At 70.3% G+C, this 25,144-nt stretch carries 24 protein-coding genes and 1 tRNA gene; 16 read left to right on the top strand and 9 right to left on the bottom strand.

The annotated features are described in order from the left end of the window. A partial coding sequence (locus V8688_RS02260) for a TPM domain-containing protein (protein ID WP_342800058.1) occupies positions 1 to 1,353 on the bottom strand: 1,353 nt, incomplete at its 3' end. A 72-nt stretch (positions 1,354 to 1,425) separates the two neighbouring features. On the opposite strand from V8688_RS02260, the gene V8688_RS02255 reads away from it, so the two are divergent. From V8688_RS02255 to dnaG, 4 genes are all read left to right on the top strand, one after another. Beyond that, positions 1,426 to 2,103, top strand: a complete 678-nt coding sequence (locus tag V8688_RS02255; protein ID WP_218721598.1) for an MBL fold metallo-hydrolase — start codon at positions 1,426 to 1,428, stop codon at positions 2,101 to 2,103. Positions 2,104 to 2,824: 721 nt separating this feature from the next. Then, positions 2,825 to 3,517, top strand: a complete 693-nt coding sequence (locus tag V8688_RS02250) for a YdcF family protein (RefSeq protein WP_218721600.1) — start codon at positions 2,825 to 2,827, stop codon at positions 3,515 to 3,517. 6 nt (positions 3,518 to 3,523) lie between these two features. Beyond that, positions 3,524 to 4,777 (top strand): deoxyguanosinetriphosphate triphosphohydrolase, encoded by a 1,254-nt coding sequence (locus V8688_RS02245; protein WP_218721602.1) that lies wholly within the window; start codon positions 3,524 to 3,526, stop codon positions 4,775 to 4,777. Positions 4,778 to 4,802: 25 nt separating this feature from the next. Then, positions 4,803 to 6,737, top strand: a complete 1,935-nt coding sequence (gene dnaG, locus V8688_RS02240; RefSeq protein WP_316573927.1) for a DNA primase — start codon at positions 4,803 to 4,805, stop codon at positions 6,735 to 6,737. Between the two features lies 1 nt (position 6,738). Here the strand turns inward: dnaG and V8688_RS02235 are convergent, their stop codons facing one another. Next, on the bottom strand, positions 6,739 to 6,984 hold the full coding sequence (locus tag V8688_RS02235; RefSeq protein ID WP_218721605.1) for a hypothetical protein: 246 nt from the start codon (positions 6,982 to 6,984) through the stop codon (positions 6,739 to 6,741). Positions 6,985 to 7,198: 214 nt separating this feature from the next. On the opposite strand from V8688_RS02235, the gene V8688_RS02230 reads away from it, so the two are divergent. Further along, positions 7,199 to 7,271 (top strand) — tRNA-Asn (locus V8688_RS02230). A gap of 456 nt (positions 7,272 to 7,727) precedes the next feature. Next, complete coding sequence (locus V8688_RS02225; RefSeq protein ID WP_342800057.1) at positions 7,728 to 8,858, top strand: FAD-dependent oxidoreductase; 1,131 nt, start codon at positions 7,728 to 7,730, stop codon at positions 8,856 to 8,858. Positions 8,859 to 8,965: 107 nt separating this feature from the next. Here V8688_RS02225 and V8688_RS02220 read toward each other — a convergent pair whose 3' ends face one another. Next, positions 8,966 to 9,475 carry a DUF1269 domain-containing protein gene (locus V8688_RS02220; protein WP_342800056.1) on the bottom strand — a complete coding sequence of 170 codons (510 nt, stop codon included), beginning with the start codon at positions 9,473 to 9,475 and terminating at the stop codon, positions 8,966 to 8,968. A gap of 293 nt (positions 9,476 to 9,768) precedes the next feature. Between V8688_RS02220 and V8688_RS02215 the strand changes: the two genes are divergently transcribed. The 3 genes from V8688_RS02215 (at position 9,769) to V8688_RS02205 (ending at position 13,479) form a co-directional block, all read left to right on the top strand. After that, positions 9,769 to 10,788 carry a hypothetical protein gene (locus tag V8688_RS02215; RefSeq protein ID WP_218718962.1) on the top strand — a complete coding sequence of 340 codons (1,020 nt, stop codon included), beginning with the start codon at positions 9,769 to 9,771 and terminating at the stop codon, positions 10,786 to 10,788. 11 nt (positions 10,789 to 10,799) lie between these two features. Continuing rightward, complete coding sequence (locus V8688_RS02210) at positions 10,800 to 11,954, top strand: S8 family serine peptidase (RefSeq protein ID WP_342800055.1); 1,155 nt, start codon at positions 10,800 to 10,802, stop codon at positions 11,952 to 11,954. A 304-nt stretch (positions 11,955 to 12,258) separates the two neighbouring features. Beyond that, on the top strand, positions 12,259 to 13,479 hold the full coding sequence (locus V8688_RS02205) for a serine hydrolase domain-containing protein (protein WP_342800054.1): 1,221 nt from the start codon (positions 12,259 to 12,261) through the stop codon (positions 13,477 to 13,479). Between the two features lie 9 nt (positions 13,480 to 13,488). Here V8688_RS02205 and V8688_RS02200 read toward each other — a convergent pair whose 3' ends face one another. The 3 genes from V8688_RS02200 to V8688_RS02190 all read right to left on the bottom strand — a co-directional run bounded on the left by V8688_RS02200 (position 13,489) and on the right by V8688_RS02190 (position 16,071). After that, complete coding sequence (locus V8688_RS02200; RefSeq protein WP_342800053.1) at positions 13,489 to 14,517, bottom strand: alpha/beta hydrolase; 1,029 nt, start codon at positions 14,515 to 14,517, stop codon at positions 13,489 to 13,491. Between the two features lie 76 nt (positions 14,518 to 14,593). Continuing rightward, complete coding sequence (locus V8688_RS02195; RefSeq protein WP_342800052.1) at positions 14,594 to 15,175, bottom strand: NAD(P)H-dependent oxidoreductase; 582 nt, start codon at positions 15,173 to 15,175, stop codon at positions 14,594 to 14,596. Continuing rightward, positions 15,175 to 16,071: an alpha/beta hydrolase gene (locus V8688_RS02190; protein ID WP_342800051.1), complete on the bottom strand. Its 897-nt coding sequence runs from the start codon at positions 16,069 to 16,071 to the stop codon at positions 15,175 to 15,177. The genes V8688_RS02195 and V8688_RS02190 overlap by 1 nt, the downstream gene beginning before the upstream one ends. Before the next feature lie 109 nt (positions 16,072 to 16,180). Here V8688_RS02190 and V8688_RS02185 point away from each other — a divergent pair, with 109 nt between their 5' ends. Continuing rightward, positions 16,181 to 19,408 carry a BTAD domain-containing putative transcriptional regulator gene (locus V8688_RS02185; RefSeq protein ID WP_342800050.1) on the top strand — a complete coding sequence of 1,076 codons (3,228 nt, stop codon included), beginning with the start codon at positions 16,181 to 16,183 and terminating at the stop codon, positions 19,406 to 19,408. A gap of 10 nt (positions 19,409 to 19,418) precedes the next feature. On the opposite strand, the gene V8688_RS02180 is transcribed toward V8688_RS02185, so the two are convergent. Continuing rightward, entirely contained in the window at positions 19,419 to 20,006 is a 588-nt protein-coding gene (locus V8688_RS02180; protein ID WP_342800049.1) for a TetR/AcrR family transcriptional regulator, read from the bottom strand. Between the two features lie 77 nt (positions 20,007 to 20,083). Between V8688_RS02180 and V8688_RS02175 the strand changes: the two genes are divergently transcribed. From V8688_RS02175 to V8688_RS02155, 5 genes are read left to right on the top strand one after another with little or no spacing between them, the layout of a single operon-like run. Beyond that, positions 20,084 to 20,476, top strand: coding sequence for a nuclear transport factor 2 family protein (locus tag V8688_RS02175; RefSeq protein ID WP_218718955.1), 393 nt, complete (start codon positions 20,084 to 20,086; stop codon positions 20,474 to 20,476). A 17-nt stretch (positions 20,477 to 20,493) separates the two neighbouring features. Continuing rightward, positions 20,494 to 20,973, top strand: a complete 480-nt coding sequence (locus V8688_RS02170; RefSeq protein ID WP_342800048.1) for a DUF1772 domain-containing protein — start codon at positions 20,494 to 20,496, stop codon at positions 20,971 to 20,973. 43 nt (positions 20,974 to 21,016) lie between these two features. Then, on the top strand, positions 21,017 to 21,346 hold the full coding sequence (locus tag V8688_RS02165) for a metalloregulator ArsR/SmtB family transcription factor (protein ID WP_308248513.1): 330 nt from the start codon (positions 21,017 to 21,019) through the stop codon (positions 21,344 to 21,346). Then, the gene (locus tag V8688_RS02160) at positions 21,346 to 22,008 is read left to right on the top strand and encodes a cation transporter (RefSeq protein WP_218718953.1); all 663 of its coding nucleotides are present in this window, start codon (positions 21,346 to 21,348) and stop codon (positions 22,006 to 22,008) included. Before V8688_RS02165 ends, V8688_RS02160 begins: the two co-directional genes overlap by 1 nt. A 12-nt stretch (positions 22,009 to 22,020) precedes the next feature. After that, complete coding sequence (locus V8688_RS02155) at positions 22,021 to 22,620, top strand: isoprenylcysteine carboxylmethyltransferase family protein (protein WP_342800047.1); 600 nt, start codon at positions 22,021 to 22,023, stop codon at positions 22,618 to 22,620. Positions 22,621 to 22,636: 16 nt separating this feature from the next. On the opposite strand, the gene V8688_RS02150 is transcribed toward V8688_RS02155, so the two are convergent. Both V8688_RS02150 and V8688_RS02145 read right to left on the bottom strand, forming a co-directional pair. Next, a complete protein-coding gene (locus V8688_RS02150) occupies positions 22,637 to 23,308 on the bottom strand; it encodes a response regulator transcription factor (RefSeq protein ID WP_218718951.1) in 672 nt (223 codons plus the stop codon). Further along, positions 23,305 to 23,844: an ATP-binding protein gene (locus V8688_RS02145; RefSeq protein ID WP_342800046.1), complete on the bottom strand. Its 540-nt coding sequence runs from the start codon at positions 23,842 to 23,844 to the stop codon at positions 23,305 to 23,307. Before V8688_RS02145 ends, V8688_RS02150 begins: the two co-directional genes overlap by 4 nt. Before the next feature lie 903 nt (positions 23,845 to 24,747). Here V8688_RS02145 and V8688_RS02140 point away from each other — a divergent pair. Beyond that, the gene (locus V8688_RS02140) at positions 24,748 to 25,140 is read left to right on the top strand and encodes a DUF6223 family protein (protein ID WP_342800045.1); all 393 of its coding nucleotides are present in this window, start codon (positions 24,748 to 24,750) and stop codon (positions 25,138 to 25,140) included. Positions 25,141 to 25,144: the final 4 nt, after the last annotated feature.

Genomic DNA, 25,144 nt, shown 5'->3' with positions numbered 1-25,144 from the left:
GAGTTCGTCGAGCGCGGCGGGCAGCCCGTCGCGAGCCTGCTGGATGTTCGTCGCGGCCTGGTCCACCGCGTCGAGCAGCGTGCGGGCTTGGCCGATCGCGCCCTCGGCCGCGCGGATCGCCGCGACCGCGCCGCCCTGCTGGCCGACCGGCCTGGTCAGCGCGGTGCGGGCGGTATCGATGTTCTGCTCGGCGAAGGTCATCCGTTCCGCCGCCATCCGCACGTTGTCGTGGATCGGCGCCAGCACCGAGGCCGGGTAGGCCGAATTCAGCCGGGCCAGTTCGGCTTCGGACGCGGGCTGGCGCGCGGTCAGGTCGACGATGTCGCGGGTGAGTCCGTCCAGCCGGGCCGGCGCGTCGATGAGCAGATCGCGCATGGCGTCGAAGTCGGTCACCTGGGTGTCGAGTTCACGGTCGGCCTTGCCCGCGGTGGAGATCAGGTCGATCAGCATGCTGCGCTGCTGGTCCGGGGTCTCCGGGACGGCGTCGTCGAGCTGCTGGCGGATCGTGAACGCCTTCGCGGTGGCGGCGCGGGCGGCGTCGAGCGCGGTGCGGAACGGCGTCACAGCGGTCTCGCCGAATTCGCTGGTGGCCAGGGCCAATTCCTCGGCGCTGGTGCGCACGGCGTCGTCGATCTCGACGAGCCGTTCGCGCGAGAGCGCTTGCAGCGTCGGCAGCGACAGCTTGGCCAGCGCACCCGAATCCGCCGGATCGACCTCGCGGGCGGTGCTCAGTTCGGCCCGATCCTGATCGCGACGACGCTTGCGGGAGAACAGGATCAGCCCACCCGCGCCCACGACGACCACCAGCCCGATGCCGACCAGCCAGCCCCACGGCACGCCCGCGCCGCGCATCGCCGACCCGATGCCGTCGGCGGTGTCGATCCCGGCCTGCGCCCATTCGCGGTCGCGCAGATCCGGTTCCACCGTGCCGGCCAGCAGCGCGTCCAGCTCCCCGTCGCTGACGGCGTCGGGCAGGACGCCGTGGAGCCAGTAGCCGCGATCGTCCACGGCCACCGCCAACAGCAGATCGCGATCGGAGAACCCGGACAGCTCGGCGGTCCGCGCGGCCCAGTCGCGCGGCGCCATCGCGGCGAAGTTCCGCACGTAGATCACCCAGAGCTTCACCTGGTGGTCGCGGTAGAGCCGATCGACCGCCTCGAGCACCCCGGCCTCGTCGGCGCCGCTGAGCACCTCGGCGGCGTCGACCACCTGCGGTCCCATCCGCGACGGCGGCTCGGCGGTCGCGCCCGGCGCGCACAGCAGGCTCAGCGCGGCGAACATCGCGCACAGCAGACCGGCCATGGCGCGTACCGGAACCGGACGTGGGGCCGAACTCTTCCTCGACTGCCGCATGTGTCGAATCTAACGGGCGCACGGCGACCACGCGGGTACGACGGCGCGCAGCGTGGCTTCTACGATCGGCGCATGGCCACAGTCGATCGCCTCTACACCGGACATGTCACCGCGAGCGGGGCCGCCCAGCAGCGGGATGTGCCCGGCGCCCGCATCGTGAAGATGTCCGTCGGCCCGATGGACAACAACACCTACCTCGTGCAGAGCACCGCCACCGGTGCCGCGATCCTGATCGACGCGGCCAACGACGCCGCCCGCATCCTCGAGCTGACCGGCCAGGAGACCCCGGGCCAGATCGAGTTGATCGTCACCACCCATCAGCACCCCGACCACTGGCAGGCGCTGTCCGAGGTCGCCGGCGCCCTCGGCGTCGCGACCGCGGCCCACCCCCTCGACGCCGCTCCGCTGCCGGTGCAACCCGACCGCCTGCTCGCCGACGGCGACACGGTCCAGGTCGGCGATATCGTCCTCGAAGCGATCCACCTGCGCGGCCACACCCCCGGCTCCATCGCGCTGGCCCTCGTCGACGGCGCGGGCCGGGCCCACCTCTTCACCGGCGACTCCCTGTTCCCCGGTGGCGTCGGCAAGACCCACCACCCGGCCGACTTCGACACCCTGCTCACCGATGTCACCACCAAGCTGTTCGACCGCTTCGCCGACGACACCGTCGTCTACCCGGGCCACGGTGACGACACCACCCTCGGCGACGAGCGTCCGCACCTCGCCGAGTGGCGCGAACGGGGCTGGTGAGTCCGACGGGACAGAAAAACGGCACCTGGCCCGGGCCATGATGCCGTTCCTCCGACGGTTCTGACGCCGCCGACTCCTGACGGTGGGTTACACCGCCGACCCGATGCCGGCCATGGGCATCGCGAGCAGGATGGACAGTAGATCAGGCTGTCGGCCTGCCGACAACGCCCCGGCCAGCAGATTCTTGGCGGGTCATGCGACTCCGGATCGCGATGGTGGGGGGTCGCGCGGAGATCTCTGAGGGCAACCTCCTTCGAGGAGCCGTTGGTACGAAAACGAGGGTTCGCGCAACAGAGGGATGCTTGTGGAACCTGCGTGCTCCCGGTCCAGGGGGACCGGGAGATGCCGCCCGCCTGGCGGACGACCAGTGGGAGGGCTACCCGGTTGACCAGACCGCCCAACTCGGTGTCCTGGTGTCGTCGCAGGGCACCAGTCCCAGTACACGCCCCTGACCAGGCGATTGTCGAGTGGTTGGACTACTCGAATCGGTGTCGCGTCCGCTGTCCGCGGTGGGGTCAGCGCGCCGCGAAGGCGGGTCCGGTCAGGGTGAAACCCAGATCCGAGGCGTAGGCGGACACCGTCCACTGGTCCGCTCGATGGTCGACATCGCCGCGCGCCTGGACTGGACCGGCGGTCGCGCCATCGGTAGTTCACCGGACCGGAATCCGGTGGTGACCGCTGGCATGATCGGCGGTCGGCCCGACCTGGCAGACTGATCAGGATGAAATCGGGTTTCCCGCGAACGGCCGCACCTGCCCCGGATGCTCGGCGCCCGCACGGGCTCGCGTCGTCGGTCTCGCGGTGGATCGGCCGGATCATCGCCGGGGCGGTGCTGATGGGGGTGGTGCTCGTCGCCGGAACGGCCTTCCGGGTGTGGCAGGTCGCTCGGATCGACGACTACACCAACGCCGACGCGATCGTGGTGCTCGGCGCCGCGCAGTATTCGGGCACCCCTTCGTCGGTGTTCGAGGCGCGGCTGTACCAGGCGTGGCGGCTCTACGAAGCCGGTGTCGCGCCCCGGGTGATCACCGTCGGCGGCAAACAGGAGGGCGACCTCTACACCGAGGCAGCCTCGGGCAAGCGCTACCTCGAGGACAAGGGCGTCCCCAGCGCGGACATCCTCGCGGTGGAGACCGGATCGGACACCCTGCGCAGCGTCGAAGCGGTCTCGACCGCCATGCAGGCGCGCGGGATGTCATCGGCCGTACTCGTGAGCGATCCGTGGCATTCACTGCGGACCAGGACGATGGCTCGCGACGCCGGACTGGACGCGTGGACCGCGCCGACCCGCACCGGACCGGCGGTCTACACCAGGGAATCGCAGTTCCACGGCATCGCCCGCGAGACCGGCGCGCTGCTCTGGTACCAGCTCACCCATTTCTCGGCAGATTTCTCTTACACGGCGGGACAGTGAGATTCGATGACCGACAGCTACACCCCGCACGACCGGGAACGGATGGTTCACGAGCCGGGCAAGACCGCCTGGCCGGGCGCCGCGGACAAGGGCCACCGCAGTGAGTTCTCCCGCGACCGAGCCCGCGTGCTGCACTCCGCGGCGCTGCGCCGTCTGGCCGACAAGACCCAGGTCATGGGCCCGCGCGAGGGCGACACCCCGCGCACCCGGCTCACCCACTCGCTCGAGGTCGCCCAGATCGGCCGCAGCATCGCCGACGGCGTCGGCGCCGACCCCGACCTCGTCGACCTGGCCGGCCTCGCCCACGACATCGGCCACCCGCCCTACGGTCACAACGGCGAACGCGCCCTCGACGAATTCGCCGACGCATACGGCGGTTTCGAAGGCAACGCGCAGAACCTGCGCATCCTGACCCGCCTCGAACCGAAGGTTCTCGACCCCGCCGGAGACAGCGCCGGCCTCAACCTGACCCGCGCCGCGCTCGACGCGACCCTCAAATACCCGTGGGGCAGAAGCGGTTCCGGCACCAAGTTCGGCGCCTACGAGGACGACCTCGAGCGCCTGGCCTGGGTCCGCAAGGACGCGCCGGACCGCAAGCAGAGCCTGGAATGCCAGATCATGGACTGGTCCGACGACGTCGCCTACTCGGTGCACGACGTGGAGGACGGCGTGATCGTCGGCCGGATCGACCTGCGCGCCCTGGCCGACCCCAGCGAACAGGCCGCCCTCGCCGAACAGGGCCACGGCCAGCACCCCGACCAGTCGATCGACGCGCTCGCCGCCGCCGCGCAGCGGCTGTCCGAACTCGACGTCGTCGCCGACGCGGTGGACTACGACGGCACCTTCGCCGCCTCGGTCGCGCTGAAGCGGCTCACCAGCGAGCTGGTCGGCCGGTTCGCGACCGCCGCGATCGCCGCCACCCACGAGCGCTACGGGCCGGGCCCGCTCCTGCGCTACGAGGCCGATCTGATCGTGCCGCCGATCGTGGCCGCCGAGGTCGCGGTCCTCAAGACCGTCGCACTGCGCTATGTGCGCTCCGACCGCGGCCACCTGGCCCGTCAGCAGACCCAGCGCGAGCGGGTACAGGCCGTCGCCGACCGCCTGCTCACCACCGCGCCCGCCCACCTGGACGACCAGATGCTGCCGTGGTGGAACGCCGCCACCGACGACACCGCCCGGGTGCGCGTGGTGATCGACCAGATCGCCTCCTACACCGAGAGCCGCTTCGAGCGCGTCGCCGCCTCGCTGGACTGCCGCTGAGCGGACCCGACTAGACTCACTCATCGTGGCCGGACGAATCCCAGATCGCGATATCGCGGCGATCCGTGACCGGGTCCGGATCGAAGATGTCGTCGGCGAGTACGTGGCGCTCAAGCGCGCGGGCGCCGACTCGATCAAGGGCCTGTGCCCCTTCCACGACGAGAAGTCGCCGTCGTTCCACGTGCGGCCCAACCACGGCCTGTTCCACTGCTTCGGCTGTGGCGAGGGCGGTGACGTCTACAAGTTCCTGCAGCAGATCGAGCACATCGGTTTCGTCGAGGCCGTCGAGCAGATGGCCGACCGCATCGGCTATCAGATCAACTACGAGGGCGGCGGCACCTCGGTCCAGCGCGACCGCGGCACCCGCTCCCGGCTGGTCGCCGCCAACGCCGCCGCGCACGAGTTCTACGTGGCGCAGCTGCGCGAACCCGAGGCCGAGACCGCGCGCAAGTACCTGACCGACCGCAACTTCGATGCCGCCGCCGCTCAGCAGTTCGGCTGCGGCTACGCCCCGGGCGGCTGGGACGTGCTCACCAAGCACCTGCTGCGCAAGGGCTTCGAGTTCAAGGAACTGGAAGCGGCCGGGCTGTCCAAGCAGGGCAAGCGCGGCCCGATCGACCGGTTCCACCGTCGGCTGCTGTGGCCGATCCGCAACCTCGGCGGCGAGGTGATCGGCTTCGGCGCGCGCAAGCTCTTCGACGACGACACCATGCCCGGCAAGTACGTGAACACGCCGGAGACGTTGCTGTACAAGAAGTCCCAGGTGCTCTTCGGCCTCGACCACGCCAAGCGTGAGATCTCCAAGGGGCACCAGGCCGTCGTCGTCGAGGGCTACACCGACGTGATGGCCATGCACCTGGCCGGGGTGAAGACCGCCGTCGCCTCCTGCGGCACCGCCTTCGGCGAGGAGCACCTGCAGGTGCTGCGCAGGCTGCTGATGGACGACAACTTCTGGCGCGGCGAGATCATCTACACCTTCGACGGTGACGCCGCGGGCCAGGCCGCAGCCCTGAAAGCCTTCAGCGGCGACCAGCGGCTGGCCGGGCAGACCTACATCGCCGTCGCCCCCGACGGCCAGGACCCGTGCGAGCTGCGTCAGCACTCCGGTGACGCCGCCGTCCGCGACCTGGTCGCGCGCCGAACCCCGCTCTACGAGTTCGTGATTCGCGGTCTGCTCGCCGAACACAACCTCGACGATGTCGAGGGCAGGGTCGAGGCGCTGCGCCGCACCGTGCCCGTGGTGGCCCAGATCAAGGACAACGCGACCCGCAAGGGTTACGCGACCAAACTGGCGGGCTGGGTCGGCTGGGACGACATCCAGCTCGTCGTTCGTCGCGTCGGCGAGGAAGCCAAGAAGAACCGGATGGGCGGCACCGCCGGTGCGGGCGCCAAGCAGGCGGGCAAGTCCGGCGGCGAGCAGTTCGCCGCGCCGCGGGTCGAGGAGAGCTCGGTGCGCCCGGCGCCCAACGATCCGGTGCTGCTAGCCCAGCGTCAAACCCTCAGCGCCGCACTGCAATACCCCGGCATCGCCGGTGTGGTCTTCGACTCCATCGACACCGCCGCGTTCACCCACCCGGCCTACGTGGCGCTGCGCATCATGATCGCGCAGGCCGGTGGCACCGCGGCCGGTCTCGGCGGCGCGGAATGGGTCGCGGCTGTGGCCGACCACACCGACGACCTGATGACACGTGCCCTGGTCTCCGAGCTCGCCAACGAGCAGCTGCCGGTGCGGTCCCAGAACGACATCCCGCGCTTCATCACCGGTGTCATGGCGCGCACCCAGGAGGCCTGGGTGGGCCGCCAGATCGCCGAACTGAAGTCCAAGCTGCAGCGGCTGTCGGCCAGCGAAGAGCCCGACACCTACATGACCCTGTTCGGCGATCTGGTCGCGCTCGAGCAGTACCGCAAGAGCCTCGCCGCCCAGGCGATGGGCAGCGAGGGCTACGCGGCCGGCGCCTGAGTCAGCGGCGCAGCTGGTTGTGCGGGATCAGCACCGTGGTGCGCTCGTCGATCGGCTCCATCGGCTCCAGCTTCGGCTGCGTGCTCAACTTGTCCGACAGCTTCTGCCGGCTCACCGACACCAGCTTCCTCGTCACCGGGCTCCCCGCGACGGCCCGCGTCGCCGCACTGATCTGCTCGTAGCGCGCGCGCCCGGCCTTGGTGCCCAGCACATAACCGGCCGCTACGCCGATGATCAACCGCAGCATCTCCTGGAGCTCCTCCCACGTCTGTGTGCGGGCTCCATCCTGCCCCAGCGGCCCCACCCCTGTCGATCCGGCCACCGTTCGTCGGCACATCGTTATACGCCGCATGTCCGCAGGTAGCGGCCCGATTTGGGAACCTGCGATGCCATGCGCTAAAGTTTCATCTCGGTCAGCCCGCCAAGGCAGACCGCCTGAGTCTAACGGTTCAGGAGAGTATTCCCCTATAGCTCAATTGGCAGAGCAGCCGACTGTTAATCGGCAGGTTTCTGGTTCGAGTCCAGATGGGGGAGCATTACCAAAAAGGTCAGGCACGGTTATTGTGCCTGACCTTTTTGCGTTTGCGGAGAGCAACCATAGAGCGCCAAGATTCTCTGCTCGCACTCGGTGGCGTCAACCCGTCTGGCAATGCGAGTCGCTCGTTTCGCGAGATCTGGCTGCCCGGAGTCTTCCGACCCGGCGGCGGATTCCTCGCTGAATCTCACTGCCCGCAGCGCGTTGGACGTGCCAGGTGGCGACGATCAGGTTGCTGCGGGAGGTGGGCTCAGCGGGGTCGAGGCGGGCCATGACACGAATGAACTTGTGTACTAAGAGGTTTCACGGGCTTCAACTCCTCGTCGTTGGGGGATGTCGGCCGAACCGATCGTCAACTAAAGGTTGACGATAGCCCATGCGTCAACTACTAGTTGACGCATGGCGAGAGGTCGTGAGTAGTGCTCGCCGACAGCACATCGAACCGAGGAGTGGCAATGGAAGCCATCGACAGCGTCGCGCAGCGGCAAGCCGAGTCATCGGGCAGACGGGCGACGGTCATCGGGGCAGGGATCGCCGGGCTGGCTGCCGCGGTGCGATTGCGGCAGGAGGGCTGGGATGTCGTCGTGGTCGAACGTGCGCCCAGTCGGCGCAGTAGCGGTTACCTGGTGAACCTGCACGGGCCCGGGTACGCCGCTGCCGAGCGGCTCGGGTTGCTGCCGGCGTTGACCCCGCGCGATATCGGCTTCTTCACCTCGGTCCTCGTCCACGCTGATGGGCGGGAGAAACTCAGGATTCCCGCCGCCGTCACCGAGGCCGCCGTCGGGGGCCGGGCCTTGAGTGTGTTCCGCGGTGATGTGGAATCGGCACTGTATGACGCCGTCGCCGAGTTCGCCGATATCCGTTTCGGCGTCACGGTGCGGGCCATTACCCAGACCGCCGGGGAGGTCGACGTCACCCTCAGTGACGACACCCGCCTGCGCAGCGAACTCCTCGTCGGCGCGGACGGCGTGCACTCCCGGGTTCGAGAGCTCGTATTCGGTGCCGAGTCGGAGTATTTCGTGGACCTGGGCCATATGGTCGGCGCATTTCCGCTGGAAACCTCGCCTGTCCACCTGCCCGACGGTGTCGGCACCACGTTCATCGGTCCCGGCCGCACGGGCGCGGTGATGAACCTGGGGCCGGGAAGGTCGTCGGCGTTCTTCGCCTATCGCTGCCCCGACCCTGCCGCCGAACTCGCTCTCGGCGCCGCCCCCGCCCTCACCCGAGCGTTCGGGGATCTCGGCGGCGGTGTCGCCGAGGCGCTTCGTCAGCTCGAGCCCGACACCGCCTACTTCGATTCCGTCGGCCAGATCGTGATGGACCGCTGGAGCCAGGGCCGCGTCGTCCTGGTCGGTGACGCGGCTTGGTGCGTAACGGTCTTCGCCGGGTACGGCGCCGCCCTCGCCCTCGACGGCGCCGACCGGCTCGGCACCGCGCTCGCGGCACACGGCGACGACAATCCCGCCGCCCTCGGTGCCTGGGAAACGGCGTTGCGGCCCGAGGTGGACAAGCGACAGGCGTTGGCGCGGAAGGGAATCAGCCGATTCGCCCGGCATCTCGCGCACAGGTGTGGGCGGGCGAAATGATGCTGCGCGCAATCCAGCTCCCCGGCATCCGCGGCTTGGTCCGACGCTCCATCCAACGCGCCAACAACTAGCCGCCGGTTCCGGCCGGACGGCGGACGATCGGCGCGCTAGAGCCCCTTCAAGGCATCCTGCAACGCCCGGTCGATGTCTTCGGGCGCGACCCCGAGTTCCTCCGCGGTCTCCTTCTCGGCCCTGGTGACAGCCTTCTCGATGGCCTCTTTGACCTTGAGCTCACCGATGACGACCAGGCCCGCTTGGCCGGGGTCGATGAAGTCACCGAGTTCTTTGACCTTCGAGCGGGACATGCCCCGGGCGAGGTGGCCGCTGACGCTTCCGATGACGCCGCCGACGGCGGCCGAGGCGAGGACCCCGGGCGGGAAGATCACACCGAGTACCGCGCCTGCCGCGATGCCGCCCCAGGCGCCGTGGCGCGTGGCGGTCTCGTCCTTGTTCTCGTGCACCTTGCCCTTGGCGTCCTTGGTCACCACGGCCGCGTCGTATGAACCGACCAAGCCCCCGGCGTGCAGGTCCTTGACGACCTGGTAGTCCTGTCGAGCCGTGGCTTCGTCCGGGTAGGTCGCGAGATAGAGGAAGGTTTCGTCGTCGGTCTTGGACATCGTGTTCTCCGTTCCGGTAGGCGGTCGGTCGACCACGAAGTCAGGGTTCTCCGTCGACTTCGGCCGGTCATCACCCGTACCGGATGAGATAGCGAACCCGTCATCGGATCGACGTCGACGCGGGCGGTCATCGCCAGCTGGTCTGGCGTGGGACGCAGGTAGTAGGCCCGGGAAGTGGGGTAGCCGTGTACTCGCGCTGGTCGGGTCGCATCTTCGTACGTTGAGAGCGGCACACAATCCGCGGCTGACGTGGCGATGGGCATCGGAAGCCGCTCGGAAAACGAGGAGTCCGCATGTCTACCGCCATGACCACATTGACATCGCCCAAGGGGAAACCGCTGACGCTCGTCGGTGATGCGAGGGTGTCGCCGAACTCGGTGTATCCGCGCGTCGAACCGCCGTACGGGGACGAACTCGGCTCCGTTCTCGAGATGTCGGACTACGAGCTCGCCGAAGCGCTGCGGCCGGTGATCTTCAACGACGGCAAGGAATACACGACCGACGCGCCGAACACCTCGTTCGTCGAGCTGCTGCGGGCCGACCGCGATCGGCGCACGTCGTCCTACACCGCGCTGCCGCGCTCGGAGTCCGAACACATCGACGCCAAGTCGCTGCACGCGCTGTCGGGCATCATCGGCACCGACAACCGTGTTGTGCGCCGTGACAACACGGTGTATCCGATGAGCACGGTCACCTACCTCGCGCTGCCGGGCGGCGGATACGCCGGGTCAGGGACGATGGTCGGGCCATCGACCGCGGTGACCGCGGCGCACGTGGTGCACAACGGGACGAACTGGCTGCCGTTCGCGTCCTTCGCGCCCGGTACCGATCGTCAGGACCCCACCCCGATGCCTTTCGGCAGCCACGGCGGCTACAACGTGACGGTGCCCGGGGGCTGGGTCAACAACGCGGGCGGTGACGCGCGATTCGATTACGCCGTCATCGAGTTCTCCGGTTACGGGGACTTTCCCGGCCGGGCCTCGGGGTGGAAGGGCCTGTGGGTCGCGCCCGACAACGTGGTGACCGGCAACCGGATGTATCTGTACGGACATCCCAGTGACAAGGCGCAGCCGCAGATCTGGGGCAACGAAGGCAACGGGCTGCTCAACGGCCAGTACATCAACTTCTTCATGGACGCGTGGTACGGCGACAGCGGTTCCGGCCTCTACGTGTACGACACCGACGGCTGGCCCTACGTGGTCGGCGTGCTCCGCGGGGCCGCGGGCGCGATCGGTGACAACTCGAAGCCCAATTTCGGCCGTCGGATGACGCGCGACGTCTTCGACTTCATCGTCGAGTACTCGGCGCTGTAGGAGGAATCATCATGTCCGACATCATCTCCGCCGAGCCGGAAGCCGGCGTCGCGTTCGACACGGTCGTCCCCGTCGAGAAGCCGCTGCAGTCCGACCTGTCGGTGCTGCCCGAACTGCTCGAGGTCGATCTGCTGGTGCGCGCGGCCGAGGCGCGGGCCAAGTTCAACGTCGACGGAACCGGCATGACCGTCGCCGTGCTCGATACCGGGCTGCGCACCACCCACGTCGATTTCGCCGGTCGGGTCCGGGCGAGCCGGAACTTCACCACCGACAACAACGGTTCGCCCACCGACGCGACCGACGGCCAGGGGCACGGCACCAATGTCGCGGGCATCATCTGCGCCGGCGGCGTGCACACCGGGATGGCGCCGCGCGCGAACGTCGTGCCCGTCAAGGTGCTCGACAACTCCGGTGGCGGTAGCTTTCTCGCGATCCGTGACGCACTGCGGTGGGTACTGGCCAATCGGGCGGCGCTCGGCATCTCCGTGGTCTGTATGTCGCTCGGCGCTTCGGACAACAACACCTCGGACGCGGGTTTCGCCGGTGACGGCATCGGCGCGGAGTTGCGCAAGCTCACCGACGCCGGGGTCGCCTGCTGTGTCGCGGCGGGTAACGACTACTTCGGGCACAGCAGCGCCCAGGGGATGAGCTACCCGGCGATCTTCCGTCAGACGATCAGTGTCGGCGCGGTCTACGACGCCGACGAGGGATCGTTCAGTTACGGATCCGGGGCGACCGCCCTGTCCACGGCGCCGGACCGGATCACGCCGTTCTCGCAGCGCCTGCACGCGACAGCGGGGGGCGACTGCGCGACCGACATCTTCGCGCCCGGCGCCCCGACGACCTCGTCGGGGATCCGCAACGACACCGGTGAGTCGATCCAGCACGGCACCAGTCAGGCCACCCCCGTGGTCGCCGGTGTCATCCTGCTGGTGCAGCAACTGCATCTGCGGGCGACCGGGACGCTGCCCTCGGTCGCCGATGTCCGCAAGTGGCTGCTGGCGGGCGCGGTGCCGATCGTCGACGGTGACGACGAGCACGACAATGTCGTCCACACCGGGCAGACCTTCAGCCGGATCAGCGCGCTCGGTGCGCTCACCGCGTGCGCGAAGGACGTCGCGCGGACCGCGCTGATCGAAGCGGGCATCGACCGTTCGCGGGTCTGAGGACCAGGAACGCCGATCGTTCGGCCGGGCGCGGGTTCGACCCGCGCCCGGGCGCCATGGGCGGGCTGTTCTTCGAGCCCGCGAGCCGGGCCGGCGGCGAAGCGGCGCGGTCCGAGGTCGGTTGGTCTCCTGAGACAAACTTGTTAAGCGAAATTCTCCGGAGGAGAGGAATGTGAGCAGGCGGGTATCGAGGTGGTGACGTGGTCTCGAAATGCCTGTTGATCTCCGGTAACGTAAACACTCCGACTGGTTGCGGACAGTGCTCCGGAATCCGTCTGTCAATGGTGACATGTGAGGTTTTCTAATGCGTGGAGCATCGTCCGGGCCGCAGGCCACCGCGATTCGCGGGAGCGCCGCACCCCAGTTCCGGGAGGCTATCGACCGGTTCGGGCGGCTGTTCGACGGCGGGCGCGGCGGTGGTGCGCTGGCGGTGTACCAGCACGGACGGCGGGTTGTCGACGTGTGGGCCGGGTGCGCGGATGCCGCGGCCACGGTGCCGTGGCAGGAGAACACCGCGGCGTTGTCGTATTCGACGTCGAAGGGCGTCACCTCGACGGTGCTGCATCTTCTGGCCGAACGCGGGCTGGTGGACTACCGGGCGCCGGTCGCGGAGTACTGGCCGGAGTTCGGCGTGAACGGCAAAGCGAAGATCACCGTCGCGGAGGCGATGAGTCATCGGGCCGGGCTGTCGCGGATCGGCGTGTTCGCCCATACCGCCGATGAACTCGCCGATCATCGGTTGATCGAGGAACGCCTCGCCGCCGCCGCACCGGACCGATTCCGCGGAATTCCCGCTTACCACGCGATTTCGTACGGAACCATCATCGCGGGCATCGCCAGGTCGGTGACCGGCAAGAGCATGGGCGAGCTGTATCGCACGGAGCTGGCCGAGCCGCTGGGTGTCGACGGTCTGCACCTCGGTGCCCCCGGCCCCGACGCGCGCACCACCGTGGCCGTGACGCACGGATCGACAACGCCGCTCGGAATTCCGCAGGCCGAGATGATGATTCGGCTCGCCTCGCGTACTCCGGTGCCCGGCGCGGGCTTCCTGCGGTCGATCTACACCCAGGGCATCGACCGCCTGGCCCACGGCGCCGACCCGGCCATCCTCCGCGGTGAACTGCCCGGCGCGAACGGAGTGTTCACCGCGCGCTCGCTGGCCGCCGTCTACAACGCGATCGCCACCGAGTCGCCGCTGTTCTCCCGCAAGCGGGTGCGCACCATGGCGCGGCTGCAATCGGTACTGCCCGACCGAAATCTCCTGCTGCCGATGGGCTGGCGGCTGGGCTACCACTCCATGCCGGTGCCGGGTGCGCGAAACGCGTTCGGGCACATCGGTTTCGTCGGATCCGGCGGCTGGGCTGATCCCGCGTCGGGGCTGGCCGTCGGGTTCGTGCACAACTGGGCGCCGGAGGCGCTGTTGCTGCCACGCGACCAGTTTGTCCTGCTCGGGCTGCTGGCCGCGGTGGTGCGCGGCGCGGGCGCCGAAGCCGGCGATCCGGTCGAGCTGCCGCTGGCGGTCTGACCCGTTTCGCTACTTCGCGGTGCGCGAGTCGCCAGGTGGTCGATCGTGGTGCGCCGACGCCGGGGGCTCATCGCCGCGGCGCGATGTCGATCGCGGCAGGGGCTGTGTGTCACCCGATAGAGGGTCGATGGCGGTTCCCGTGCCCGCGACGATCGCGCGCGAGGCAGCGACGTCGCCGCTTCGGTCGGGATATTGCGAAACCAGGGCGGTGAGCACGCGATCCCAGGTGACGGCCGGGAGTTCGTGGCCGATGCCGTCCAGAGCGAGCAGTTCGGCGCCGGGGATCTCGTCGGCCAGGGCTCGACCGTTGCCGGAGGGGAAGAACGGGTCGTCGGTGCCGTGGACGACGAGGGTCGGCGCGGTGATGTCGCCCAGGCGCTCGCGCCAGCGCGGTCCCGAGTCGACATAGGCCAGGTTGAGCGCGCTCGCGGCCGCATCGGTGGTGCGGTCGACCATCGCGGTCGCCTGCTGTCGCGCCTGCTGTTCATCGAAGCCGTGGGCGCCCGCGAGTACCCGGGCCTGTTCGACGCGGTAGTCGATCACCGCCGCCCGGTCGGACCAGTCCGGGAGCGGGTTGCGGGTGAACGACGCCATGACCCGGTCCGCGTGTTCGGGCAGGTCCGGGTCGGCGGGGCCGGGCGCGGTCGGGCGGGTGTTGATCAGGGTCAGCGCCGAGACCCGGTCGGGGTAGTCGAGTGCGGCGAGCTGGCAGATCCACCCGGCCACGGAGAAGCCGACCAGCTGGGCCCGCGCGAGCTCGAAGACATCCAGGAGGCCGAGGAGGTCGGCGACCAGGTCACGGAGGGTGTAGCCGGGGGAGCCGCACGCATAGGCGGTCGAGCGGCCGGTGTCGCGGATGTCGTAGCGCAGGACGAACCGATCCGCCTCGGCCAGCTTGCGGCAGAACTCGTCTTCCCAGAACAGCACCGAGGTGCACGGCAGCAGCACCGGGGGCTGTCGCCGATCGCCGAAGGTGGTCGCGCACAGGTCGACATCGCCGACGGCGACCAGCTGCTCGGGTGATTGTCGAACGGGCACGGCGACTCCTCCGCTGGGTGCGTCTTGTCAGAAGAGACGACGGCCCGGCCCGGAACTCATCGGTCCGCGCAGGCCGTCACGGCACGAAGGGGGTGGTGGTGCGGGCGGTGTGCAGGGCCGTGGCCCACCAGGTGAGCTGGTCGAGGGTGGTTTCGACGGTGTCGTCGAGCTCGGGGTCGCGGCGGGGCCAGGAGCCGTCGACGGCGAAGCGTTGCCAGGCCTTGGTGATGGTGACGGTGCGGCGGATCGGGACGGCGTTGAGTTCGCCGAAGACCTGACGCAGCTGGGCGGCGCCGTGGCCGCCTTCGGTATCGCGGCAGTAGGTGACCACGCAGACCGGCTTGGCGGCCCATTCGATGTCGAACCAGTCGATCGCGTTCTTCACCGGCGCCGGGAAACTCCGGTTGTACTCGGGGGTGACGAGGACGAAGGCGTCGGCGGTCGCGAGCCGGGAACCCAACGCGCGCACCGGGTCCGGGCGGTCGTCGTCGAGGTCGGGGAGCTGGTGGGGCAGCTCGGCGGTGGCCAGGTCGATCCGGTCCAGGCTCAGTTCGGGGCGGCGGGCGAGGCGACCGGCGAACCAGTCGGCCACCAGCGGACCGAAACGGCCTGTGCGGGTGGACCCGACGATCAGGGCCACCCGCATCGGCTCGCGCATCAGGCGTCCTTGACGGGCGCGTCGAGGAAGGCGGGGATCATCGGCAGCAGCAGCTCCGGGCGATGGGGCGCGGTGATGTGGGAGGTGCCGGGCAGGATCGCCAGCTGGGCATTCGGCAGGCCCGCGGGGGTGTCACCCATGATGCCGCCGCCGAAGAGCCGGAACATCTCGACGGCGTGCTCGGGCCGGACGATGTCGGAGTCGCCGATCACGGTCAGCGTCGGGGCCTTGATGGTGCGGGCGGCCTCCGGGGACACCGACGGCATGCCGTGCACGTCGTGGTCGACGACCCGGGCCACCAGCTGGGGGAAGTCCTCCGGTCGCGGAGCATTGGCCAGGTAGTCGGTGTGGAACGTCGAGCCGTGCAGGTGCTCGGGCTTCAGCTCGTCCATCCCGTCCATCAGCCCGGGGTGCATGGCCTCGACGCCGAGTCCGCCCGAGAGCAGGACCTGCTTGCGCACCAGTTCCGGGTGGCGCAGCGTGATGTCGAGCGCGACGCCGGCGCCCATGCTGTAGCCGAGCAGGTCGATCCGCCGGATGCCGAGCTGACCGAGCAGCGCGACGGTGTCCTCGGCCATCTGTGGCGTGCGCAGCGGGCGGTCGATATCGGCGGTGCGGCCGTGCGCCTGCTGCTCGATCGCGATCACCTCACGGGTCTTGGACAACTCGGGGATCAGCTCGGCGAAGTCGGTGCCGATGCCAGACAGCGCGCCGTGCAGCAGCACCAGTGGCGGCTGGTCGGTCGCCACGCCATGGCGCTCGTAGTACATGTGCAGGCCGTTGACCTCGACGTAAGCGCCGGGCGAGCTGGGCGCGGCGGTCTTGTCGGTGCCGCAGGCGGACAGCAGCGCGGTGGCGGCGATGCCGGTGATCAGGGCGAGGGCGGTGAGTTTCATGTCGTGCTCCTGTGGTGTGTCGATCTCGTTGGGACCACAGTGCGCCCGGGGGCTTCCGGTTTGTTTACGGTCGGATTCCGGTGCGCGCGGAACCCGCTAGGGTGCGGTTATGCGTTTCGGTGTGCTCGGTCCGCTGACGGTGTGGACCGACGGTGGTGACGTCGTGCCGGTCCCCGGGACCAAGGTTCGCGCCCTGCTGGCCGACCTGCTGCTCGCCGCCGGTCAGCCGGTGTCCGCCGACCGGTTGATCGATGACATCTGGGGCGAGGACCCGCCCGGCAATCCCGCGGGCACCCTCGCCGCCAAGGCCTCGCAGCTGCGCCGCGCGCTCGAGGACGCCGAACCCGGCGGTCGCGATCTGGTCGTGTCGCCGCCGCCCGGATACCGCCTGGCCACTACCACGGTCGACGCTTTGCGGTTCCGCGCTCTCCTGGCCCAGGCCCGCGCCCACACCGACACCGGACAGCGGATCGCGACATTGACCGAGGCGCTGGCACTGTGGCGCGGACCGGCCTTCGCCGACTTCCGCGACGCGGAATTCCCCCGCTCGGCCATCGCCCAGCTGGAAGAGCTGCGCCTGGTCGCGGTCGAGGAACTGGCCGAGGCCCGGCTCGCCGAGGGCGAATACGGCGCGGTCGTCGGTGAGCTCACTCGTTTCGTCGCGGAACATCCCCTGCGGGAACGGCTGCGCGCGGCCCAGCTGCGGGCCCTCTACGGCGCGGGCAGGCAGGCCGACGCGCTCGACGGCTACGAGGACCTGCGCAGGCAACTGGCCGACGAACTGGGGCTGGACCCGAGCCCGGAACTGGTCGACCTGCACCGGTCGATCCTCGGCCACGACCCCGACCTGGTGGTCGCTCGTCCGCGCGCCGTCGTCCGCAGGCGCACGACGAACATCCCCGCGCCGCGCACCGCATTGATCGGCCGGACAGCCGATCTCGACGCGTTGAGCCGGGCTCTGGACGACTCGCGCCTGGTGACGTTGATCGGCCCGGGCGGCGTCGGCAAGACCCGCCTCGCCACGGCGACCGCGGCGGCCCGCGGCGATCGCGCCGCGCACGGCACCTGGCTCGTCGAGCTCGCGCCGCTGGCCTCGGCCACCACCGACGCCGACCGCCTCGCCGACACGGTGGCACAGGCCGTGGGCGTCCGGCTCGCGGACGGCGCGGGTTCGGCGGCGGCACTGGGGGAGGCGCTGGCCGAACAGGAACTGCTGCTGGTGCTGGACAACTGCGAACACATCGTCGAACACGTGGCCGACCTCACCGAGGCCCTGCTCGGCGCGGCTCCACGGCTGCGCATCCTCGCGACCAGCCGCGAACAGCTGCGTCTGGCCGGTGAAGACGTCGTCACGGTCGAACCGCTCACCGTGCCGCCCGCCGGCAGTGACGTGTCCACGATCGCCGAGTCGAACGCGGTGCGGCTCTTCGTGACTCGCGCGCAGGCGGGCGCGCGGGAGTTCGCGCTCGACGCGGACAACGCCGACGCGGTCGCCACGCTGTGCCGCAGGCTCGACGGCATCCCGCTGGCGCTGGAGCTGGCCGCGACCAGGGTCCGCGCGCTCGGTGTGCACGAGATGGTGGCCCGGCTCGACGACCGGTTCCGGCTGCTGGCGACCGGGCATCGTGGTGGCCCGCCGCGCCAGCAGACCCTCGCGGCCATGATCGATTGGAGCTGGGGGCTGCTCGACGAGGACGAGCGAGTCGTGCTGCGCCGCTTGGCCGTCCACGCCGGCGGCTGCACCTTGGCGGCGGCCGAATCGGTGTGCGCCGCCGAGATCGACGGCGCGGCGGCGCCGGTCGCGCCCGCCGTGGTCGCCGATGTGATCGCCCGGCTGGTCGACCGATCGCTGGTCCAGCAGAGCGGGCGCCGGTATCGGCTGCTCGAATCGGTGGCGGCGTTCAGCCTGGACCGGCTGGCCGAGGCGGGGGAAGACATCGCGGTGCGGCGGGCGCATCACCGGTACTACCGTGCGCTGGCCGAGCGCGCCGCGCCCGAACTCCACGGCGCCGACCAGCAACGATGGCTGTGTCAGCTCGACAGCGAGGACGCGAATCTGCGCCTGGCGCTCGATGATTCGCTGCGGGAGGGCGACGCCGACACGGCGCTCGGACTCACCGACGCCCTGGCCTGGTACTGGCTGTTGCGTGGCCGCCTCGGCCTGGCCCGACGCTGGTTCGACGCGGCCCTCGCGCTGGGTGGCAGCGCGCACCGACGGGCGCCGGTGGCGGCCTGGCAGCTCACCGCGGCCTTCCAGCAGGGCGACTTCACCGAGGCGAGTACGCGCCGCGCGCAGGTGTCGGCGGGGCTCGCCGCCCTCGACGACCCCGCCGTGCGGGTGCGCGCCGAAGTCGTCCTGCTGACCGCGGCGCTGGATGCCGGCGCCAACCAGGACCTGGAAACCTCGGTGCGAGAGCTGCTTTCGGAGTGCCGGGACCTCGGCGACCGCTGGAGCGTGGCGACCATCCAGGTGGCGCTGGCGAAGTCCGCGCACAGCCGAGCCGATGTGGCGGCGCTGACTCGCTACGCGAACGAAGCGGCGCGGTTGTTCGCCGAGCTCGGCGATCGGTGGGGCAGGCTGCAAGCCGCCGAATGGCTCGGTGGTCTGGCCGAGCTGACCGGCGATCTGGCCGGTGCCGCCGAGATCCATCGCGAAGCCCTGGTGCTGGCCAGAGAGCTGGAGTTGTGGGGGCAGGCCGCGTCGCACCTGTGCTGGCTCGGTTGGATCGCCATGCAGCACACCGAGTTCGACGCAGCGCGTGATTTCGCCGAGCAGGCGATGGTGCTCGCGGCCGAACAGGGCGACGGCGCGGGCCGGTTGTTCGCCTCGATCGTGCTCGCTTTCACCGCGCGCCGGGACGGCCGTCCCGAGGAGGCGGAGCGACTGCTGCGCGCCCTGCTCGCCGATGCCCCCACCGACCCCGCCGGCGAGGACGAGATCCCGCTGTTCGTCCCGATGCTCCAGGTCGAACTGGGCTATCTGCTGGAACTGCGCGGCGAATCCGCCGCGGGTCTGGCCCAACATCTGCGCGCTTTCGACGGTTCCCAGCGGATGGACGCGCCCCGCGACGCCGCGTTCGCCCTCGGTGGCGCGGCCGCCGCCACCGCTGCGCTCGGCGAATTCGCTACCGCCGCACGTCTGCTCGGCGCTGCCGAGGCGCTGCGAGCCGGTACCGGCATGCCGCTGCTGCCTGCCGAAGAACCCGATATCGACCGCGCCACCGCCATGGTCCGCACCGGCTTGGGCGCGGACGCCTTCGCCGAAGCCCACACCGCCGGACTCGCCTTGACACCGGGCGCGGCGCGCGCACTCCTCGACACGGTCGCCGTGGTCTGATCCCGCAGGCTCAGGGGTGGTCGAGGCGGCCGCCGACGAGCCGGAGAACGCTGTCGCGCAATGTGATCTGAGCCTCCGGCTGGGTCATCCGCCCGGCTCTGACCTCGTCGCCCGCCGCATGACTGACCGCCACGATCGCCGTGACGAGCCACTGCGGTGTGACCGTGTCGGTGAATTCGCCGGCCTGCTGCCCACGGGTGACGAGGCGGAGCAGGCGGTGGTTGACCGGCAGCTGGCGGTCCTCGTCGCGCTGCCGGGCGAACGCGCCGACGTGGTGAGCCAGGGGTGAGACGCGGAAGAACTGCCAGCCCACGTCGAGCATGCGCAGCAGCGCCGCGGTAGCCGGCCCGCTGTCGAGGTCGGCGGCCTGCATGGCTTCGGCGGCGCGGCCGGTCGTGCGGTCGACGACCGCGTTGATCAGGTCCTCGCGCGAAGCGAAGTGCGCGTAGACGGTCTGCCGGGTCACCCCCGCCTCGGCGGCGATGGCGGCCATGCCCGCGTCCGGTCGGGTGGCGAGCAGGCGGGTGGCGGCGTCGAGGACGGCCGCCCGGCTGCGGGTGGCGTCGGCCCGTCGCTTCGGTTCCCGTGATGCGGTCAAAGTCTTACACCCTTGTCAAAGTTGCCTGGTCGAGTCTAATCTTTACAGCACTGTAAGAATTCTACGGCTGGAGTGTCATGGACCCTGCATCACCCCGCTCGCCCGAGCGGTTCATCGCCGATTTCTTCACCGATTTCACCGCCGCGGCCCTCGACAGCGACGCCGATCCGGCCGAGGTGGTCGACCGGTTCCACGCGCCCGAGGTGATCCAGGTCGCCGACGGGATCCGGCTCGACCGTGACCGGCTGATCGCGCACCTGCGGCCGGTGCGCAAGAACCTGCGCGACTACCGATTCGAGGTGCACGAGGTGATCGCGGACGGTACCCGGATGGCCGCCCGGCTGACTGTGCACGCCACGCTGCGCACCACCGGGTCCGTGGCCACGGAGGTCTTCCTGTTCGGTGAGTTCACGCCCGACGGCAAGCTCCGTCGCGCCGACCAGCTCACCCGCCGCGTCGCCGCCGCGTGACCGGCCGAGGGGGACCCGTGCTCGTCCGCTCGCTCGCCCTGGTCACCACCGGCCTGCTCGCCGGTGCCTTCGGCTACGGCGCCGCCAATCTGGTGCCGACGTTCCATCGTGTGCCGTTGCGGATGCGCCTGGAATTCCATACCGAACTCATGCGCAACAACAGCATCAGCATGCAGGCCACGATGGCCGCGGCGGCGCTGAGCTGCCTGGCCTTCGCGGTGCTGACGTCCGGCCGGCGCCGGGTCGCCGCCGCGGTCGCCACGGCGTTGGTGGTCGCCTCGTTCCTGATCACCCGCTGGGGCAATGTGCCGATCAATCACCGGATCAACCGGTGGGTGACCGACGGTGCGCCGACCGACTATGCCGCGATCCTGGCCCGTTGGGATCTGTTCCACTTCCTGCGCACCGGCACGTCGTTCGTGGCATTCGCCCTGGTCATCGCCCTCGTCGTGGGGATGCGGCGGGTGGGGGAACGTGACATCGAGCGGCCGAGTTGATTCACTGTTTTCTGAATACAGAATCAGCTGTACTATCGGAGATGTGAGCACCACGATGCACGGCGACGCGCTGTCCCGATTCGGCTACGCGCTCTCGGACCCGACCCGGACGCGGATTCTGCTGAGCCTGCGCGCCGGGCCGGGCTATCCGTCGGAGCTGGCGGACCAGATCGGGGTATCGCGGCAGATCCTGTCGAATCACCTGGCCTGCCTGCGCGGTTGTGGGCTGGTCGTCGCCGTGCCCGAGGGCAGGCGCAGCCGATACGAACTGGCCGATCCCCGGATCGGGCGCGCGCTCGACGACCTGGTCGGGCTGGTGCTCGCGGTCGATCCGGCCTGCTGCCCGGCCGCCGCGACGCAGGACTGCTGCTGATGGCGGAACTCGGGGTACCGCTGCTGGTTTCGGATCGACAACGGGTGCTGGCGACCAGGATCCGGTGGCTCGTGGCGGCGACGATCACCTACAACGTGGTCGAGGCGGGCATCGCGCTGACCGAAGGCGCGCGGGTGTCCTCGACGGCGCTGATCGGGTTCGGGCTCGATTCGGTGATCGAGGTGTCGTCCGCGGCGGCGGTGGCCTGGCAGTTCGCCGGCCGGGACCCACACGCGCGGGAGAAGGTCGCGCTGCGGATCATCGCGGTGTCGTTCTTCGCGCTGGCCGCCTACGTCACCGTCGACGCGATCCGGGCGCTGACCGGCGCGGACGACGCGCGACACTCGCCGATCGGCATCGCCTTGGCCGCCCTGAGTCTGGTGATCATGCCGGTGCTGTCGACCGCGCAGCGCCGGGCGGGCCGTGAACTCGGATCCGCGTCGGCGGTGGCCGATTCCCAGCAGACCATGCTGTGCACCTATCTGTCCGCGGTGCTGCTGGTCGGGCTCGTGCTCAACGCCTCGCTGGGCTGGTCGTGGGCCGACCCGATCGCCGCGCTGGTGATCGCGGTCATCGCCGTCAAGGAAGGGCGCGACGCCTGGCGCGGCGACACCTGCTGTGCGACACCGCCGATCGGCGCTCGCGACTGCTGTGCTGGATGAGAGGAATCGGCCATGGCGGTGACGGCACTGGTCCTGTATGTGATCTTCGGTGCGCTCGGATTCGGGTGGCGCAGCCTGCGGCAGTATCGAACGACCGGCTCCACCGGATTCCGTGGCGTCAGCGGCCGTCCCGGCTCGCTCGAATGGCTGGCCGGGGTGGGCTTCGTCGCGGCGATCCTCGTCGGCCTCGCCGGGGTGGCGCTCCAGCTGACCGGCATCGTGGCTCCGCTCGAGTTCCTCACCGCCACGATGATTCAGCTGATCGGCGTCGTGCTGGCGGTGGCCGGTATCGGCGCGACCCTGGTCGCTCAGAACCAGATGGGCGCCTCGTGGCACATCGGCGTCGACGCCAGTGAGACAACGGCGCTGGTGCACACCGGCGTGTTCGCCCTCGTGCGCAACCCGATCTTCACCGCCATGCTCGTCTTCGCGGCGGGGATCGCGCTGATCGTCCCGAACATCGTGGCCCTGGCGGCGTTCGCGCTGCTGCTCGGGACGATCGAGGGACAGGTTCGGGTGGTGGAGGAGCCGTATCCGGCGCGCGTCCACGGCGTCGGCTATCGCGAATATTGCGCCAGGACACCACGATTCGTGCCCGGAATCGGGCGGTAGCGGCAGCTCGTCCCGATCAGGACGGCCGCGTGCGCGGCGTGACCAACCCGGATTCGTAAGCGATGACGACGAGCTGGGCGCGGTCGCGGACGTGGAGCTTGGTCATCGCGCGGTTGAGGTGGGTCTTGGCGGTGTGCGGGCTGATCACCATGTGGGCGGCGATCTCGTCGTTGGACAGGCCGTGAGCGGCCAGGGCGACGGCTTCGCGTTCGCGGGCGGTGAGTTCGCGCAGTGCCGAATCCGTGGCGGGGGTGTGCGGCGGCTGGGTGACGTAGCGGGCGATGAGGCGGCGCGTGATCGAGGGGGCGAGCAGGGCGTCGCCGCGGGCGGCCACCCGGATGGCGTGCAGGAAGTCCTCGGGTTCGATGTCCTTGACGAGGAACCCCGCCGCGCCCGCGCGCAGCGCGTCGAAGACGTATTCGTCGAGGCCGTAGTTGGTCAGGATGACGACGTGCACCGCGGCCAGGGCCGGGTCGGCCGCGATGCGGCGGGTCGCTTCGATGCCGTCGACGCTCGGCATCTGGATATCGATGAGGGCGATGTCGGGCAGGTGCCGCCGGGCCAGGTCGACGCCTTCGCGTCCGTCGGCCGCCTCGGCCACGACCTCGATATCGTCCTCGATGTCGAGCAGCGCCCGGAAGCCGCTGCGGATGAGCGGCTGGTCGTCGACCAGCAGCACCCGGATCATGCCCGCACCACCGGTAATTCGGCGTGCACGGCGAATCCGCCGCCGACGCGCGGCGCGGCATGCAGGTGCCCACCGAGCGCGGTCACCCGCTCGCGCATCCCGAGCAGGCCGACACCGGGCAGCGGCGCGGTGGCGGGGGTGGCCCGGCCGTCGTCGGCGACGTCGACCACGAGAGTGTCCGCGCCGTAGTCGATGCGCACCGAAGCCGTGTCGGCGTGCGCGTGGCGGGTGACATTGGTGAGCGATTCCTGCACGATCCGGTAGGCGGTCCGGTCGACGGCGGCGGGGACATCGGTGCGGGTGCCCGCGATGGTCAGCGTCGCGTCGACGCCCGACAGGCGCACGCGCTCGACCAGTTCGCCGACGTGGGCGAGCCCCGGCCGCGGTGCGCCGTCGTCGCGCAGCGCTTCCAGCGTCGCCCGTAGCTCGCGGGCCGCCTCTCGCCCGGCCTCCCGGATGGCCAGCAGCGCCTCGGGCACCTCCTCTCCGCGTTTGCGCGCGACGTGGACGGCCGCCTCGGACTGCACCTTGATCACCGAGATCTGATGGGTGAGCGAATCGTGCAGTTCCCTGGCGATGTGCAGGCGTTCCTCGTCGGCGCGGCGGCGCGCGGTCTCCTCCCGGGTGCGTTCGGCCTCGTCGGCGCGGCGCTCGGCCTGCCGCAGCGCCTCACCGGNGGGTGAGCGAATCGTGCAGTTCCCTGGCGATGTGCAGGCGTTCCTCGTCGGCGCGGCGGCGCGCGGTCTCCTCCCGGGTGCGTTCGGCCTCGTCGGCGCGGCGCTCGGCCTGCCGCAGCGCCTCACCGGCGGCGGCCGCCGCGATCAGCCAGGCGATCTCGAGCGCGTCGCGGGACCGGGCGAGCGCGGCGGCGGTGTCGTGCAGGGAGAGCATGGCGGCGAGCGGAAGGGTCGCCAGGAGCAGGATCGAGGCGGCGAGCGTCACCCAGCGGTGGCCCGCGCGCATGGCGAAGTACACCGCGAACAGGAACGCGACGGCGGGCACGTCGAATCCGAGTGCCTGGGACCCCAGCGCGCAGGCTCCGGTCGCCACCAGCACCGCCACCGGCGCCCGGCGCCGGGCCGCCAGCGCCAGTCCACCGGCGACCAGCAACGCGTATCCGAAGGGCCGCGTCTCGGTCGGGGACGGTTGCCGGGTCAGCGCGGTGATCAGCAGGACCGCAGCCACGCCGACCGCGATCGCCCAGTCGCCGATCCATGCCCTGCTCATGCCAGCACCCTAGTCCGATCGGCGGCGCGGCGAGTCCGGCGACGGGATGATCCCGCGACTACCGCGCTCGCGGTATCCGAGCCGGTGCTACCGCCTCGGTGGTAGCCGATACCGCGGGCGTGGCAGCGTGGATTGTCCACGGTCGCACGACGACCGGACCCGGGGCGCGGGGCGACGATCGAGCGGTACGCAGCAGATCGAAGGAGCACCCCATGTCGTCTTTCCGTCACCTCCCCGGCGCCGTCGCCGCCGTTCTGGGCGCCGGGCTCGTCTCGGCCGCGCCGGCGTCCGCGTCGACCGTTCTCGTCGCGGACGCCTACGGCCTGACCGCCGACCGCGCGATCGCGACCTCGGCCGCGTTTCTCGCCCTGTTCGGGGCCGTCCTCGGCGGGATCGCGCTGGCGCGGCCGTCGAGTGTCCGGGCCGCGTTCGCGGTGGGCGCGGCGGTGATCGCCGCCGTTGTCGGAGTGTTCGTCGTGGTCACCGCCGACGGTGGTCTCGGCACCGGCAACGGGATCGCGGGCGGGTACATCGCCGGCGTGGTCGGGGTGCTGGGCGCGGCGCTCGGCGGGCTGGCGTTGGTTCGCGCCCGACGGATCGGCTGACCGG

Source organism: Nocardia sp. No.11 (genome assembly GCF_038752175.1).
Taxonomy (GTDB): domain Bacteria; phylum Actinomycetota; class Actinomycetes; order Mycobacteriales; family Mycobacteriaceae; genus Nocardia; species Nocardia canadensis.
This window is presented reverse-complemented; position numbering and strand designations above follow the sequence as displayed.